Source organism: Streptomyces sp. NBC_00988, from assembly GCF_045162645.1.
Lineage (GTDB): Bacteria > Actinomycetota > Actinomycetes > Streptomycetales > Streptomycetaceae > Streptomyces.
In genome coordinates, this window is the sequence record NZ_CP108730.1 from 6,134,274 (window position 1) to 6,148,892 (window position 14,619).

Genomic DNA, 14,619 nt, shown 5'->3' on the forward strand with positions numbered 1-14,619 from the left:
GCTCCGTCGTCCGGGCCAGGGGGTGGGGTCAATGAGTGCTTACCGGTTCAATCCGCCGCCCGGCTGGCCCGTGCCGCCTCCGGGCTGGGCACCGCCGCCGGAGTGGGTGCCCGACCCGACGTGGCCGACGCCTCCGGAGGGCTGGCAGTTGTGGGTGCCCGAGGGGGCTGCTCCCGGGACCGTCACGGCGGCCGCACCGGAGCCGGGCGCACCCGTCTCCCCCAACTCCCCCGTCTCCCCCACCGCTCCCGCCGTACCGGCGCCCCGTAAGAGCGGCCTCTTCGGCCGTCGCCGTGCCGACGCCCTGTCCGAGGCCGACGAGTTGCGGGCCTGGATCACCAGGACGCAGGGGCTGGACGCCGTGCAGGTGGCCGACCTGGTGCGGCGGACCGAGCTGGAGGCGGTCGAGCTGCGGGAGCGGCTCGGTGCCGAGGCCGCGGCGGAGGCACAGGGGGTGTTGAAGGACGCCCGGGACACGGCGAAGGAGATCCTCGACGACGCCCGCCGGACCGCGAAGGAGACCGAGCGGACGCGCAAGGACGCCGACCGGCAGCGCCAGGAGGTGTTCGACGGGGAGCGGCGGCTCGCCGAGCTGCAGGCCCGGATCGTCGTCACCGACGAGACCGCGATGCTGCAGGAGGCCGGGGTCTACGCCTACCGGCACGCCCTGCACGACGCCATCGCCTACCGCAGCCGGCTCGACACCCTGCAGACCGAGATCAAGAACCTCGCCCGCACCGACCGGGCCGTGCTCGCCATCACGGGCTGGACGGTCAACGGCTCCACCCGCGAGGGCCAGAAGATGGTCCGCGACTTCTCCAAGCTGATGCTGCGCGCCTACAACGCCGAGGCCGACTACGCGGTGCGGACCATGCGCCCGCACCGGCTGCGCTCGCTCGTCGACCGCCTCTACAAGAGCCGCGAGACGATCGCCAAGCTCGGCGCCACCATGCACATCCGGATCAGCGACGAGTACCACAAGGCGCGGGTACGGGAGTTGGAGCTCACCGCCGACTTCATGCAGAAGAAGGACGAGGAGAAGGAGGCCCAGCGCGAGGCCCGCGCCAAGGAGCGCGAGGAGGTGGCCGTCCAGCGCGAACTCGACCGCCAGCGCGAGAAGTTGAACAAGGAGCTCGGCCACTACCAGGCGGCCCTCGACCGGCTGCGCGAGCGCGGCGACGAGGCGGCCGTCGCGGAGATGGAGGCCAAACTCGCCGAGATCGAGGGCGCGTTGCAGGACGTCGAGACCCGCGCGGCCAACATCCGCACCGGCTACGTCTACGTCATCTCGAACGTCGGCGCGTTCGGCGACCGGGTCGTGAAGATCGGCATGACCCGCAGGCTCGAACCCCTCGACCGGATCTACGAGTTGAGCGGGGCCGCGGTGCCGTTCCGCTTCGACGTCCACGCCCTGATCTTCAGCAAGGACGCGGTCGGCCTGGAGTCGGAACTCCACCGGCAGTTCGCCCCGCGCCGGGTGAACCAGGTGAACAGCCGCAAGGAGTTCTTCTACGCCACCCCGACCGAAGTACGGGACGCGCTCAAGCCGTTCACCGGCCAGCACCTGATCGAGTTCACGGAGGAACCCCAGGCGCTGGAGTGGCGGGCCAGCAAACAGCAGGCGTGACCGCGCATCCCGCCCGCCTCGCGATCCGCGTCTACCGCACGATCCGCACCGGCCGGGACACGCTCACCTGGTCCACGTCGGACGTCCTGACCGTGACCTTCATCGTCCAGGTCCCGGCGATCGGCAGGTTGAGGGTGTTGGTCCCCCAATAGCCGCCCTCGTCCTTGACCTTGGCGTCCAGGGGGCCGATCTTCTGGGCCGGGAGCGTGAAGGAGAGCCGGAGTTCGGGGACCGTGGCGAAGCCGCCGTCGGGGCCGTAGACCACCGCTTCGACGGAGTTCTCGCCGACGCGTCCGGGGTCGAGGGTGATCTGTACCTTGCCGCCGGCGTTGCCGACGCGGAAGGGGACGGTGGTGACGGAGGCCGCCGGTACGCCGGCCGGTGTCGCCGTCTGCTGCGCGTCCGCCGCGGCCCGGCCCGGGAGGGTGTTGGTCAGCAGGGTGGTGATCACCAACACCACGACACCGACACCGACTTCGAACAGCACCGAGCGGCGCAGTCCGCGCCGGTACCGGTCCTGGGAGCCGTCGCCCCGGTCCTGCTCCGGAGATCCGTCACCGGGATTCGAGCCGCCTTCGCCCGCGCCCGTGGAAGTTCCCTCGCCCGTGCCCATGGAAGTTCCCGAGCCCGTGGAAGTCGTCGCCCCGTCCGCCCCCGCCCGCACCAACTCCGGTACCCGGAGCCGCACGTCCGCCCCCACCATCCGCCCCGTCCACTGCCGCGACCACCCCGCCACCGCGAGCAGCAGGGTCACCGCGCCGAGCTTCACGAGCAGGATGCGGCCGTACGACGTGCCGGTGAGGGCGTTCCAGGAGCCGAGGCCGCGCCAGGACTGGTAGACGCCGGTGACGACGAGGACGGTCACCGAGGCGAAGGCGAGGCGGGAGAAACGGGCCACCGGGGCCGCGTCGAGGTCCGACGAGCGGTAGAGGACGGTGAGCAGGGCCGTCAGGCCGCCCAGCCACACCGACATCGCGAGCAGATGCAGGACCGCCGACGTCATCGCCACCGGCACCTGGATCCCGGCGGACGCGTGTTCCGCCGACGCCCAGGTCAGCGCCAGCCCGACCGCGAGGGCGGCACCCGTCCCCAGGGCCACCCGTCCGAACCGCTCCCGCCCCCGAAGTCGTAGGAGAAACGCGGCTGTTGTGGCGAGGAGGAGCAGGCGGGCGGCAAGTGCCAGGCCCGGGCGGGAAGTCAGTGTCTTCGGGATCGCGGAGGGTTCGAAGGCCGTGGCCAGGCTGGTGCCCGCCTCGTAGGGGGCACGGAGGATCAGGAGGGCGACGGTGGCCGCCAGCAGGGTCCACCAGCCCATCCGGACCGGCTTGTTGAGGATCGACGGGTTCGGGGGGCGGCACAGGGCAACGAAGGTGGCCGTGCCGATGAGGAGGGCCGCGGCTATGTACGCGAAGTAGCGGGCTATGTCGTAGAGGCTGCCGGTCAGCGGGTCCTCGGTCGGGGCCGTGGTGACCGGGGTGGTCGTGGCGGAGGGTTTGCCGATGGAGAAGGTGAAGGCGCCCGAGACCGGGTGGCTGTCGGCCGAGACCACGCGCCAGGCGACCGTGAAGGTGCCGGTGCCGAGCTTGGCCGGGAGGGTGACGCTCGCCGTGTCCCCGGCGTCCTTCGCGTGGTGCGCGGAACTCGTCTTCACCCGCCGGTTGTCGGGGTCGTAGACGCGGAAGGAGTCGTCGAGCAGGGCGACGGACTCGGAGAAGGTGAGGGTGACGGTGCGGGGGGCGGACTTGAGGACGCTGCCGTCGGCGGGGTCGGTGGATTCGAGGGCGGCGTGCGCGGACGCGGTGCCCGCGGTGCCGAGGAGGAGCAGGACCAGCAGGGAGCCCAGCAGCACCAGCCCTTGAACTCCTCGCCGGCCGGCGCCTCCGTTGCCCCCGCCGACTCCGGTAACTCCGATGCGCCGTCCCTCGCCGTATCCAACGCGCTGTCCCTCATTCCGTCGTCGGCTCACGCCATTTCTCCGTCTTCGGAACTTCTCCGCTTCCGGAACTTCTCCGTCTTCGGACTTGCAGACCTCCGGTTATGTACGGAGGAACCACATCTCTCGCTCACCATGTGGGCCGCGCCATCACTCCGCCGTCGACGACGAGGTCGTGCCCGGTGATCCAGGAGGCGAGGCGCGAGGCCAGGAACACACACGCGTCCCCGACGTCCTCCGGCCGCCCCAGCCTCCCCGTCGGCGCCGCCTCCCGCCACCTCCGCACCCCGTCCGGCCAGGCCTCCGCCAGCCCCTCCCGGTCGATCAGACCGGGCGAGACCGTGTTGACGCGGATGCCGTACGGGCCGTACTCCAGGGCCGCCGACCGCGCGTGCATGACGACGGCGGCCTTGGACGCGGAGTAGTGCGCGTGGAGGGCGGCGGGGGCGCTCGCCTCGATGGACGCGATGTGCGTCACCGTGCCGCCGGCACCGTGTTCCCTCATCACCTCGGCCGCCGCCTGCGTGCACGCGAAGACGCTGGTCAGGTTGGTGTCGACGACCGTCCGCCAGTCCACCGCCGTCATCCCGGGCAGGGGTTGCGTCGGCTGTACGCCCGCGTTGTTGACCAGTGCCGTGAGCCGCCCGCCGGCCCATTCGGCCGCCTCGCGGACCAGTCCGCGGCAGGCGTCCTCGTCGGTCAGATCGGCTTGCAGTACGACAGCTCGGGCGCCCGACTCCCGTACGCGGGCGGCGACTTCACCGACCGCCTCCGTCCCTGTACGACAGTGGACCGCGACCCCGGCCGCGCCCTCCTCCGCGAACCGCAGCGCGATCCCCCGGCCGATGCCGCCGCTCGCGCCCGTGACCAGGGCGAACCGGCCCTCCAGCAGGCGGCTCACGGGCGGCACAGCCCGGTGATGCGGGCGGCCTCGGACGGGGTGCGGGCGTAGCGGGCGGTCAACTCGGCCGCGTCGCCGTGCTCGTAGCCGTCGTAGGTGAAGCCGGGTGCCATCGTGCAGCCGAAGAAAGTCCACGCGCCGCCCGCCACCACCCGCGCCCCCATCCACGTGCCGCCGGGCACGGTGAACTGGAGGTGCCGGCCGTGCAGCGGGGCCGGGCCGAGGACCGCCGTGCTCGACGTGGCGTCCGGGGCGAGGAGCAGGAGTTCCAGCGGGTCGCCGAGGTAGAAGTGCCAGACCTCGGCGGCGGGGAGGCGGTGGAGCGCGGAGAAGTCGTCCGCCGTGAGCAGGGCGACGATCGCGGTGCCCTCCGGGCGGCCGTCGGACCGCGCCGGACCCGCCCACGTCTGGCGGAACAGGCCGCCCTCGCGGGGGATCGGCTCCAGGCCGTAGTGGGCGACGAGGTCTTCTGGGGTCACTCCGGTCACTTCGGCAGGCTACGGGAAGGCCACCTCACGAGGGAGAAACGCCAGTTGAGCGCGCTTTTCGGGGATGAACACGTCCGGGATGTCCACCTCCGGGAGGACGACCGTCGGGCCCGCCACGAACCCCTGCCGCAGGAAGCGCGCGATCGCCTTCTCGTTCCGTACGTCCGGATCGACCACGACCCGGCGCCGGTCCAGCCCGAGCAGGACGTAGGAGGCGAGGACGCCCATCACCGCCGCCGACCAGCCGGGCCGGTCGCCGTCCGGGCCCGCGGGTGCGAGGAGGAGGTGGATGCCGATGTCTCCGGGTTCTACGGCGTAGCAGTCGCCGACGCGGTCGGCGGCGGGGTCGTAGGTCTGGAGGAGCGCGACAGGTTCGTCGTCCCTGACGACGAGGTAGGCGTGGTGGGTGTCGAGGGTGTCCATGTGGGCGTAGATCTCGGTGACTTGGGCCTGCGTTAGGCCGTTCATGCCCCAGAACGCGGCCCGTTCCTCGCTGACCCAGCGGTGGATCGTCCCGGCGTCGGCGGCCGGGTCGAGGGGGAGGATACGGACGGTGCCGAAGCCGGGGACGTGTTGTGAGTGGACGGGCTCGCGAACGGGGGCGGTCTCCTCGTGGAGTTCGAGGCGCGTGAAGTCGGTGATCACCGGGACCAGATCTCCCTTGAGCCACAAGGGCAGTTGATCGCGGTGGTGCGGTGAACCGGCGACCCCCGACGCCCCCAACGGCACCACCCACAGGCTGTCCTCCCGCCGGGCCAGGTCCCACACGAAGCGGGCCGCCGGACCCCGCGCGCTCAGATCGGTGAGCCCGGGTACGGCGGAGGTGCAGAGCACGCAGTCGTGGTCACCGGACAGACCGGGGCCGGGAGTCGGGGTCGTCCCGCCGAACGCCCGCCAGGGAACGAGGCGATGAGTATCACCCCACAGGCCGACCGACTTCGCCGCCGCCTCCTCGACCGCCGCCCGCACGGTCTCCGGCCGGTCGATGCCGTACAACTCCCGTGCGCTCAGCAGGTGTTCGAGGGCGAAGGCAACGCGCGGGAGCAGCGCGAGCCACGGCGCGAACACCTCCGGGTACGCGGGCGGTTCGGCCAGCGCGGCGAACGCGGGGTGCGCCGCGAGCCGTCGTACGACCGCGCCGCGCACGGCCGCGTAGGCGGCGGCGTCGGTGCTGTCGGCGTCCATGCGGCGGTCCCAGGCGAGCAGCCGGTCGCGGAGCGCGGAGGCCTCGGGGCTGAGGTCGGTCAAGGCGGCCAGGTGGTCCAACAGGGGTGTGGCGGAGCCGAGATGGGTGTCCATGTGGATCGCGGGCATGTCGGCGGCGGACCACTTCTCGCGCCCGGCGAGCAGTGCGGCGATGCGGTCGGCTCGGTGGCCCGGGGCGAACTCGACGCCGAGCGGGGTGGCGGGGCCGCGTTGGTTGGCCATGACGGCGATGCCGTCGTCGGTGACCTGTCCGCGAGGCGGTTGGTGCCAGCCGTTCCACTCATGACCGGGTTCCCAGGCGGGGACGAGCCGGGTGCGGTTGGCCTCGGCGCGCAACGGGACCTTGCCCGCGACCCGGTGCAGTAGTCCGCCCTCGGTGTCGGCGGCCTGGACGACGTTGACGGGTTCGGCCCAGTCGTCGAACGCCCGGTCCACGTCGGCGACTTGACGGGCGCGGAGGAGGCGCAGCAGGGAGGTGAAGCCGAGGTCCTCGGTGACGCGGGGCGGGTAACGGAGACTGACGGCGAGGGCCGGGACACCGGCCGGCGCGCTGATGCCTCCGTCGAGCCCTTCCGGCCCACCGATGACGACGGGCCCGCGCTCGGTCTCGATGACCTCGACCTCGACGGGTTCCTCACCGGCCACGTCGATCGTCTCCGTGTGCCGGACCGCGCGCCGCCAAGTGCCGTCCGGGCCAAGGGCTTCCACCCCGGCGCCGGTGCGGCGCAACCGTTCCCGGTAGAGGTCCTGGTAGTCGGCCATCGCGTTGGTGATGGCCCACGCGACCGTGCCGGTGTGCCCGAAGTGGGCGATGCCGGGGACGCCGGGCACGGTGAGGCCGACGACGTCGAACTCCGGGCAGGAGAGGTGGACTTGCTGATAGACGCCAGGGTCCTCGATGAAGCGGTGCGGATCCCCTGCGAGCACGGCTCGCCCGGTCACGGTCCGTTCCCCGCCGACGAGCCACCCGTTGCTGCCGGAGGTACCGGGGCCGTCCGTGGCGAACAGCCCGACCGCGTCCGGCCCGAGGTGCCGTATCCCCTCCTCGCGCCAGAGCTTGGCGGGGAACCCGGCGAAGAGGATGTGGGTGGCCAGCCAGATGCCGAGGGGGGTCCAGGGTTCCCAACGGCCGGGGGTGAGGCCGGACTTGGCGAACTCCGGGGGCGGGGCGGCTGCCGTGCCCGACTCGGGGGCGGGGTTGCCCGTCCTGCCCGACCCGGAGGTGGGGGTGCCTGCCCTGCCCGGCCCGGAGGGCGAGGTGTCTCCCGTCCCGGCCACGGAGGCGGCCTCATCGCGAACCCCTGAGCCCGAAATACCCACCGCCAGCCCCTCGTTGACCCCGTCGACATACGCCCGGACCCAGCGCGCGGTCTCCGGATCCCGCCGCTCCAGGGCCTCGAAACAGCGCCGAGCCGTGTCGTCGAGCCGAACGCGCCGCGCGAAGAGATCCCAGGGCAGGGCGCGGACGCCGAGGAAAGAGGCCGACGTGCCCTGCGCGCGATGCCGCTCGACCTCGACCTGCCAGCCGCGGTCGAGGGCGGTGACGCGGCCCTGGGCGCGGGCGAGTTCGTCGGCGCTGTCGGCGCGCAGGTGGGGGATTCCCCAGGTGTCGCGGTAGATCTGGGTCGTCACCCGGTGACCCCTCTGTTTCACGGCTTCTTTTTAGGTTAGCCTTGCCTAAGTTACTGATGGGGAAAGCGTACGCGAAGGGTGAAGAGGCGATGGTGCAGGGGCGCGGTTGGGAGGGCGCGGTTCTCCGGCTGCTGCGCGCGAAGGACTTCGAGTTCACGGTGACACGGGCCGAGGACGTCACCCCGCGCTACCGCCGCCTCCGCCTCACCGACGGCGGCATGCTCGCGGCGACCGACGTCCACCCGACGATGTGGGTCCGCCTCTGGTTCGACAACGCGGGCAAGCCCCACCAGCGGGCGTACACCCTGGTCGACCCCGACCCGGCGGCCGGCACGTTCGGCCTCGAATTCGCCCTGCACGAGGGGTGCGCGAGCGACTGGGCACGGACCGCGAAGCCCGGCGACACCATCGAGGCGACGGTCCAGGGCACGGGCTTCGAGACCCCCGACCCCGCCCCCTCCCACCTCTTCGCGATCGGCGACCCCGCGTCCCTCCCCGCCATCAACTCCCTTCTGAGCACGGTCGGTTCAAAGGTCCCGGCGACGATCTGGTTCGAGGGCGACTCCGACAGCCTCCCCTTCCGCACCGACCCGTCCCTCCACGAGGTCCGCCACCACCCCCGAGGCCAACTGACCGACCGGGTACGCGCGGAACTCCCCGACCTCCTGAAGGACAGCGCCGATCCGTACGTCTGGATCACCTGCGACACGGCTACGACCCGGGGGCTGTCGTCGTACGTCCGCAAGGAGCTGGGGGTGCGGCGGGAGCGGGTGCACGCGTTGGGGTACTGGCGGGCGAGCTGAACCCGTACGCGCCATCATCGACCCATGGACGCAACCCTTCACCTCGCCCAGGACCCCGCCGCCGACGAACTCCTCGGCCGTTCCCCGCTCGCCGCGCTGGTGGGGATGCTGCTCGATCAGCAGGTGCCGATGGAGTGGGCGTTCAAGGGGCCGCGGACGATCGCCGACCGGCTCGGGGCCGCTGATCTGGACGCGCAGGAGATCGCGGCACAGGACCCCGAGGTCTTCGCGGCGCTGCTCTCCGAGAAGCCTGCCGTGCATCGTTACCCGGGCTCCATGGCCAAGCGGATCCAGCAACTCTGCCAGTACCTCGTCGAGCACTACGACGGGGACGCGAGCGGTGTCTGGGAGGGCGTCGGCACAGGAGCCGAGCTGCTCAAGCGGCTTGAGGAGCTGCCCGGGTTCGGGAAGCAGAAGGCGCAGATCTTCCTCGCCCTGCTCGGCAAGCAGCTCGGGGTCACGCCGAAGGGGTGGAGGGAGGCTGCCGGGGCGTACGGCGAGGCGAAGTCCTACCGTTCCGTCGCCGACATCACCGGGCCCGAGTCGCTGGCCAAGGTCCGCGCCCACAAGCAGGAGATGAAGGCCGCGGCCAAGGCGGCGAAGGCGACCAAGGCCTCCGGCGGCAAGTAACCGCGCCGGCATCCACCCGGCAACCGCCCACCAACCCGCACTCGGCACGCCCCCCACCACCCAACCAACGCCTGGTAACCGTGCCGGCATCCGCCGGCCGGCCCGCCGCCCCCGTCAGCCAGGTGGCCCGCCCCGGTGGCGGCCCGTCCACGCCCGGTCAAAACATGGACCATGACCGAGGCACCGAGCGGCCCCTCCTGGGGCCCGGAGTTCGACGACCGCCGCGCCCACGACACCCGTGTCCCGGGCGCGCCGCGGCCCCCGCATGACGAGCCGGAATTCGAAGGGCCCCTCTTCGCCCTCTCCAAAGCCGCCTGGCAGGTCGTCCTGCTCACCGGCGTCGCTTCCCTCATCCTCGGCGTGCTGGTCCTCGTGTGGCCCGGCGCGTCCCTCTTCGCGGCCGGGATCCTCTTCGGCGTCTACCTGGTGATCAGCGGTGTCTTCCAGCTGGTCGCCGCCTTCGGCACGCACCGGGCGACCTCGCTGCGCGTACTGGCGTTCATCAGCGGCGCGCTGTCGCTCGTGCTGGGCCTGTTCTGCTTCCGCGGGCCGATGCAGTCGATCCTGCTGCTCGCCCTGTGGATCGGCATCGGCTGGCTGATCCGGGGCATCACGCAGACCCTGGCCGCCATCCACGACCAGACGATGCCCGCGCGCGGCTGGCAGATCTTCCTCGGGATCGTCACCTTCATCGCGGGCATCGTGCTGATCGACTCCCCCTTCCGCTCGGTCGCCGTCCTCACCCTCGTCTGCGGCATCTGGCTGGTCGCGGTCGGCGTCGTCGAGATCGTCACCGCCGTCCGGATGAGGAGCCACGCCAAGCAGGTGCCCCAGGCCCTGTGAGCGTCGTTGGTAGGCCGTGCGGGCGGTTTACGCGCCCGCCGCGATGAACGCCGTACGGCCGCTGGGAGATGACCTTCCATGAGCACGAGGGTGCGCCCCGCACGAAGCCTCCCCCGCAGCCGCGCCTGGCTGCGGGCGCTCGTGCTGCTGCTCGCCCTGCTGGTGCCCGGCACGCACGCCGAGGTGCGCGCGACATCCGTCGCCTCGTCCGCCGAGACGACCGTCGAGTACGACGTCCTCGACACGGCCGCTGCCCTACGGCCCGTCCCGCTCACCGTCCGCCGGCCCACCATGCCCCTGCGGCCCGCGCCCGGCCCGGCGTCCCAGGCGCCCCGGGTGCGCTCCTTCCCCGCGCCGCCCTGGTCGCCGTACACCCTCCGCGCTCTGCGCACCGTGGTCCTGCGCTGCTGACGGACCGACCGTCCCCCGAGGTCAACCCGTCACCGCGACGCTAGGAACACAGCCATGCCCATCGACCCGTACGCGGTCCTGCGCGCCCTGTTGCGCGCGGAGGCTGCCCGCAACGCGCCCAAGCCGGAAGTCCGCCGACCCGAGCCGCAGCGGCCCCCGGAGGAACGGGCGCGCTGACCTGCCGTAGGCAGAACTGCCCGGCGGGGGCTAGCGCTTCCGCCGGGCCGTGCCGAAGAGGGAGCGGGTGATCTCGCGGCCGATCTGGGTGCCGACGGAACGCGCCAGGGACTTGAACATGCCGCTGCCGACGACCTGTTGGACCATCGACTCGTCCTCCTTGGGTGGAGACTTCTTCGCTGCCGCCTTCGGTGTCTCCTGCGGCTGCGGCTCCGCCGTCGTCAGCTTCTCGTACGCCGACTCCCGGTCCACAGCCTGTGCGTAACGGCCGTAGAGGGACGAGGACTTGACCGCCGCGTCGAGGGTCGCCGCGTCGATCGGGCCCATCAGGGACTCGGGGGCGCGGAGGCGGGTCACGGCTACCGGCGTCGGGGCGCCGTTCTCGCTCAGGACGGTGACGACCGCTTCGCCGGTGCCGAGGCCCGTGAGGATCTCCTCCAGGTCGTAGGAGGAGTTCGGGAAGGTCTTCACCGTCGCTTTCAGGGCCTTCTGGTCGTCGGGGGTGAAGGCGCGCAGCGCGTGCTGGACGCGGTTGCCCAGCTGGGCGAGGACGTCGCCGGGTACGTCCTTCGGGGTCTGGGTCACGAAGAAGACGCCGACCCCTTTCGAGCGAATGAGGCGGACGGTCTGCGTGATGGAGTCCAGGAACGCCTTCGAGGCGTCGTTGAAGAGCAGATGCGCCTCGTCGAAGAAGAAGACGAGCTTCGGCTTTTCGGCGTCTCCGACCTCCGGGAGGTCGTGGAAGAGGTCGGCCAGCATCCACATCAGGAAGGTCGAGAAGAGCTGTGGTTTGTCCTGTACGGCGGGGAGTTCGAGGACGGAGACCATGCCGCGGCCGTCCGACGCCGTACGCAGCAGCTCGCTCGTGTCGAAGTCGGGCTCACCGAAGAAGTCGGCCATGCCCTGCGCCTCGAAGGCGGTGAGGGAGCGCAGGATCACGCCGGCCGTGGCGGTGGACAGGCCGCCGATGTTCTTCAGTTCCGTCCTGCCCTCGTCCGAGGTCAGGAAGGTGACGACGGCCCGCAGGTCCTTGAGGTCGATCAGCTCCAGGCCCTTGGTGTCGGCGTAGTGGAAGATCAGGCCGAGGGACTGCTCCTGGGTCTGGTTGAGCTGGAGGACCTTGGAGAGCAGCACCGGGCCGAAGCCGGTGATCGTGGCCCGCACCGGGATGCCGTGGCCGATGCCTCCGAGGGCGTAGAACTCCGCCGGGAAGCCGGTCGCCGTCCACTGCTGCTTCACCTCGGCCGCCCGCCCCGCGACCTTGTCGTTCGTGACGCCGGGCGCCGAGATGCCCGACACATCGCCCTTCACATCCGCCAGGAACACAGGCACGCCCTGCGCCGAGAGCTGCTCGGCGATGAGCTGGAGGGTCTTGGTCTTGCCGGTGCCGGTGGCGCCCGCGACCAGGCCGTGGCGGTTGAGCATCGGGAGGGGGATGCGGATCTGTGCGTCGGGCAGACAGGCCCCGTCCCACAGCAGGGCCCCCAGGTCGAGTGCAGGTCCTGTGAAGGCGTACCCGGCGGCGATCGTCTCGCTGTCACTCATATCAGGCCTCTGTTCCCGTTTTGCCCGGCTTTACGGCATCTTTTCCAGCGTCGCACTCCGTCTCCATGGCTGCGCCCGGAACGTCATGACCGGTAGGCTTTCCGTGTGATCTTCAAGCGCATCGGAAACGGCCGGCCGTACCCCGACCACGGCCGGGAGAGCACCCGGCAGTGGGCGGATGTCGCGCCGCGCCCGGTCCGCCTCGATCAACTCGTGACGACCAAGGGCCAGCTCGACCTGGAAACGCTCCTCGCCGAGGACTCGACCTTCTACGGCGACCTCTTCGCGCACGTCGTGAAGTGGCAGGGCGACCTGTACCTGGAGGACGGCCTGCACCGCGCGGTCCGCGCCGCGCTGCAACAGCGCCAGGTGCTCCACGCGCGCGTGCTTGAGCTGGACTAGGGCCTGTCCGGCGGATCGCCCCAGCACCGGACCCGTTCGGCGTTGACCCTTTCGGGTTGGTCTCGGCGCTGTCGAATGATCATCTAGTAGGCATCGCCGCCCGGGCGCACTACGCTGCGCTCATGAGCATGCTGACTCCCCCAGGCATGGGCGGCCAGTACCGGATCACGGGGGACAAATACCCGCGTATGCGCCGTCCGCGGCGCCGCGGGAGGCTCGTCCTCATGGTGGTCGCGTCCGTCGCCGTACTGGGTGTGGGCGGGTGGGGCACGTTGCAGCTCATCGACGTCTTCACCGGTGGCGGCAAGCAGGCCGCGGCGGCCGGTCCCAAGGCCGACTGCGCGACCAAGGCGAGCCCCTCGGCGAGCACGGGCACGAGCACCGGCTCAGCCGTACCGAAGCCCGCCCAGATCACCGTGAACGTCTACAACGCCACGCCCCGCAGCGGCCTCGCCAAGTCGACCGCCGACGAACTCAAGAAGCGCGGCTTCAAGATCGGTGACGTGGGCAACGCGTCCGCGCAGTGGGACAAGAAGGTCAAGGGCACCGGCGTCCTGCTCGGTCCCGCGTCCGCCCTCGACACCTCGCTGCCCGTCCTCGCCACCCAGCTCACCGGCGCCGAGCGCCGCACCGAGGCCACCCGCAAGGGCACCGCGGTCGACCTCGTCATCGGCACGGCCTTCAAGAACCTCACGGCGAAGGCGGCCGCCGACAAGGCCCTGGCCGCCCTGTCCGGACCCGAGCCGACGGCCAGTGCGTCACCGAAGGCGTGCTCGTAGCCGTACGAGAACAGAGCCGTACGAGAGCAGCCGTACGAGGGCTGCGTACGACAACACCCGATTCCCGTACGGCAGGTAAGAGCCGTACGGGAATCGGGTGTTGACGGAGTCCTACTCGGCCGCGCCGTACAGGCGGTCGCCCGCGTCGCCGAGGCCCGGGACGATGTAGCCGTGCTCGTTCAGGCGCTCGTCGACCGAGGCCGTCACGACGGTCACCGGGGTGCCCGCGAGCTCGCGTTCCATGACCTCGACGCCCTCGGGGGCGGCGAGCAGCACCACGGCGGTCACGTCGTCGGCGCCGCGCTTGATCAGCTCGCGGATCGCGGCGACCAGGGTGCCGCCGGTGGCCAGCATCGGGTCCAGGACGTACACCTGGCGGCCCGAGAGGTCCTCCGGCATGCGCGTGGCGTACGTGGAGGCCTGGAGGGTCTCCTCGTCGCGCACCATGCCCATGAAGCCCACCTCGGCGGAGGGCAGCAGCCGGACCATGCCGTCCAGCATGCCGAGGCCGGCCCGCAGGATCGGCACGACCAGCGGGCGCGGGTAGGACAGCTTGACGCCGGTGGTCGAGGCGACCGGGGTCGTGATGTCGACCTGTTCGGTGCGCACGTCGCGCGTGGCCTCGTAGGCGAGCAGGGTGACCAGCTCGTCGGCGAGGCGGCGGAAGGTCGCGGAATCGGTGCGCCGGTCGCGCAGCGTGGTGAGCTTGTGGGCGACCAGGGGGTGGTCGACGACGTGGAGACGCATGTCCACAACAGTAGCCGCCGCTCCGTGCCTGCTCGCGCTGGCGTCAAACCGCCCGTCCGGGGGAAAGTGGGAGGGACGGACCGGGGTGGTGAGCCGATGCCTGAGCGTGAGTCCCACGAGGACCCGTCACAGCACGACAGCCGGGAGAGCGAGGCCGAGCGCAGGCGGCGCCGGGCCCGGTTCCTGCGCGAGCTGACCGAGGCGCGCGAGCTGCGCGACCGGGTCCAGCCGCGGCGCGCCAAGGCCGCCCGGCTGCGCCACGCCATGCGTATGCGCACGTTCCGCTGGTAGTTGAGGCCTGTCTCACAGCACTTTGTAAGGCCAACCGGGTGCGTGCGTAAGGCGATCGCCGCGTACGATCCCGCTGGTGGTCGATCAAAACGGGCGGACACAGGGAGCCGAAGACGTCCCCTGAACGCCTGGTTTCTGCCACGATTCCGAGTGGGTGGGGCTCGGAGCACGAGCTCTCCCCGCCCGCAACCTCCGCCGGGGGGA

The 14,619-nt window shown here is 71.4% G+C and carries 15 protein-coding genes; 9 read left to right on the forward strand and 6 right to left on the reverse strand.

Annotated features, from left to right (window positions below; translation table 11 throughout):
* Positions 1-31: 31 nt before the first annotated feature.
* Positions 32-1,627 carry a DUF4041 domain-containing protein gene (locus OG496_RS28085; RefSeq protein WP_405972863.1) on the forward strand — a complete coding sequence of 532 codons (1,596 nt, stop codon included), beginning with the start codon at positions 32-34 and terminating at the stop codon, positions 1,625-1,627.
* A gap of 31 nt (positions 1,628-1,658) precedes the next feature.
* On the opposite strand, the gene OG496_RS28090 is transcribed toward OG496_RS28085, so the two are convergent.
* The 4 genes from OG496_RS28090 to OG496_RS28105 all read right to left on the reverse strand — a co-directional run bounded on the left by OG496_RS28090 (position 1,659) and on the right by OG496_RS28105 (position 7,787).
* On the reverse strand, positions 1,659-3,476 hold the full coding sequence (locus tag OG496_RS28090) for a copper resistance CopC/CopD family protein (protein ID WP_405972864.1): 1,818 nt from the start codon (positions 3,474-3,476) through the stop codon (positions 1,659-1,661).
* A gap of 214 nt (positions 3,477-3,690) precedes the next feature.
* The gene (locus tag OG496_RS28095; RefSeq protein WP_405972865.1) at positions 3,691-4,470 is read right to left on the reverse strand and encodes an SDR family NAD(P)-dependent oxidoreductase; all 780 of its coding nucleotides are present in this window, start codon (positions 4,468-4,470) and stop codon (positions 3,691-3,693) included.
* Positions 4,458-4,940 (reverse strand): cupin domain-containing protein, encoded by a 483-nt coding sequence (locus tag OG496_RS28100; RefSeq protein WP_405976720.1) that lies wholly within the window; start codon positions 4,938-4,940, stop codon positions 4,458-4,460. The genes OG496_RS28095 and OG496_RS28100 overlap by 13 nt, the downstream gene beginning before the upstream one ends.
* A gap of 18 nt (positions 4,941-4,958) precedes the next feature.
* Positions 4,959-7,787, reverse strand: coding sequence for a GNAT family N-acetyltransferase (locus OG496_RS28105; protein WP_405972866.1), 2,829 nt, complete (start codon positions 7,785-7,787; stop codon positions 4,959-4,961).
* An 89-nt stretch (positions 7,788-7,876) separates the two neighbouring features.
* Between OG496_RS28105 and OG496_RS28110 the strand changes: the two genes are divergently transcribed.
* The 5 genes from OG496_RS28110 (at position 7,877) to OG496_RS28130 (ending at position 10,651) form a co-directional block, all read left to right on the forward strand.
* Complete coding sequence (locus tag OG496_RS28110) at positions 7,877-8,590, forward strand: siderophore-interacting protein (RefSeq protein WP_405976721.1); 714 nt, start codon at positions 7,877-7,879, stop codon at positions 8,588-8,590.
* 24 nt (positions 8,591-8,614) lie between these two features.
* Positions 8,615-9,220, forward strand: a complete 606-nt coding sequence (locus OG496_RS28115; protein ID WP_405972867.1) for an HhH-GPD-type base excision DNA repair protein — start codon at positions 8,615-8,617, stop codon at positions 9,218-9,220.
* Positions 9,221-9,391: 171 nt separating this feature from the next.
* Positions 9,392-10,063, forward strand: a complete 672-nt coding sequence (locus tag OG496_RS28120; protein WP_366497712.1) for an HdeD family acid-resistance protein — start codon at positions 9,392-9,394, stop codon at positions 10,061-10,063.
* 78 nt (positions 10,064-10,141) lie between these two features.
* Positions 10,142-10,474, forward strand: coding sequence for a hypothetical protein (locus OG496_RS28125; RefSeq protein WP_405972868.1), 333 nt, complete (start codon positions 10,142-10,144; stop codon positions 10,472-10,474).
* A gap of 54 nt (positions 10,475-10,528) precedes the next feature.
* Positions 10,529-10,651 carry a hypothetical protein gene (locus tag OG496_RS28130; RefSeq protein WP_405972869.1) on the forward strand — a complete coding sequence of 41 codons (123 nt, stop codon included), beginning with the start codon at positions 10,529-10,531 and terminating at the stop codon, positions 10,649-10,651.
* Positions 10,652-10,681: 30 nt separating this feature from the next.
* Here OG496_RS28130 and OG496_RS28135 read toward each other — a convergent pair whose 3' ends face one another.
* On the reverse strand, positions 10,682-12,196 hold the full coding sequence (locus OG496_RS28135) for a helicase HerA-like domain-containing protein (protein WP_405972870.1): 1,515 nt from the start codon (positions 12,194-12,196) through the stop codon (positions 10,682-10,684).
* A 105-nt stretch (positions 12,197-12,301) separates the two neighbouring features.
* On the opposite strand from OG496_RS28135, the gene OG496_RS28140 reads away from it, so the two are divergent.
* Together OG496_RS28140 and OG496_RS28145 are read left to right on the forward strand one after the other, a co-directional pair.
* Positions 12,302-12,598 (forward strand): type II toxin-antitoxin system VapB family antitoxin, encoded by a 297-nt coding sequence (locus OG496_RS28140; RefSeq protein ID WP_003999914.1) that lies wholly within the window; start codon positions 12,302-12,304, stop codon positions 12,596-12,598.
* 146 nt (positions 12,599-12,744) lie between these two features.
* The gene (locus OG496_RS28145; protein ID WP_366497802.1) at positions 12,745-13,377 is read left to right on the forward strand and encodes a LytR C-terminal domain-containing protein; all 633 of its coding nucleotides are present in this window, start codon (positions 12,745-12,747) and stop codon (positions 13,375-13,377) included.
* A 111-nt stretch (positions 13,378-13,488) separates the two neighbouring features.
* Here OG496_RS28145 and upp read toward each other — a convergent pair whose 3' ends face one another.
* Complete coding sequence (upp, locus tag OG496_RS28150) at positions 13,489-14,124, reverse strand: uracil phosphoribosyltransferase (protein ID WP_366497708.1); 636 nt, start codon at positions 14,122-14,124, stop codon at positions 13,489-13,491.
* 96 nt (positions 14,125-14,220) lie between these two features.
* Here upp and OG496_RS28155 point away from each other — a divergent pair, with 96 nt between their 5' ends.
* On the forward strand, positions 14,221-14,415 hold the full coding sequence (locus OG496_RS28155) for a hypothetical protein (RefSeq protein ID WP_366497707.1): 195 nt from the start codon (positions 14,221-14,223) through the stop codon (positions 14,413-14,415).
* Positions 14,416-14,619: the final 204 nt, after the last annotated feature.

Bases quoted from the DNA above. Each gene is read 5' to 3' on its own strand.
- OG496_RS28125 (WP_405972868.1), top strand. From the start codon at position 10,142: ATGAGCACGAGGGTGCGCCCCGCACGAAGCCTCCCCCGCAGCCGCGCC.
- OG496_RS28115 (WP_405972867.1), top strand. From the start codon at position 8,615: ATGGACGCAACCCTTCACCTCGCCCAGGACCCCGCCGCCGACGAACTC.
- OG496_RS28130 (WP_405972869.1), top strand. From the start codon at position 10,529: ATGCCCATCGACCCGTACGCGGTCCTGCGCGCCCTGTTGCGCGCGGAG.
- OG496_RS28155 (WP_366497707.1), top strand. From the start codon at position 14,221: ATGCCTGAGCGTGAGTCCCACGAGGACCCGTCACAGCACGACAGCCGG.
- OG496_RS28145 (WP_366497802.1), top strand. From the start codon at position 12,745: ATGGGCGGCCAGTACCGGATCACGGGGGACAAATACCCGCGTATGCGC.
- OG496_RS28120 (WP_366497712.1), top strand. From the start codon at position 9,392: ATGACCGAGGCACCGAGCGGCCCCTCCTGGGGCCCGGAGTTCGACGAC.
- OG496_RS28135 (WP_405972870.1), bottom strand. From the start codon at position 12,196: ATGAGTGACAGCGAGACGATCGCCGCCGGGTACGCCTTCACAGGACCT.
- OG496_RS28085 (WP_405972863.1), top strand. From the start codon at position 32: ATGAGTGCTTACCGGTTCAATCCGCCGCCCGGCTGGCCCGTGCCGCCT.
- OG496_RS28110 (WP_405976721.1), top strand. From the start codon at position 7,877: ATGGTGCAGGGGCGCGGTTGGGAGGGCGCGGTTCTCCGGCTGCTGCGC.
- upp (WP_366497708.1), bottom strand. From the start codon at position 14,124: ATGCGTCTCCACGTCGTCGACCACCCCCTGGTCGCCCACAAGCTCACC.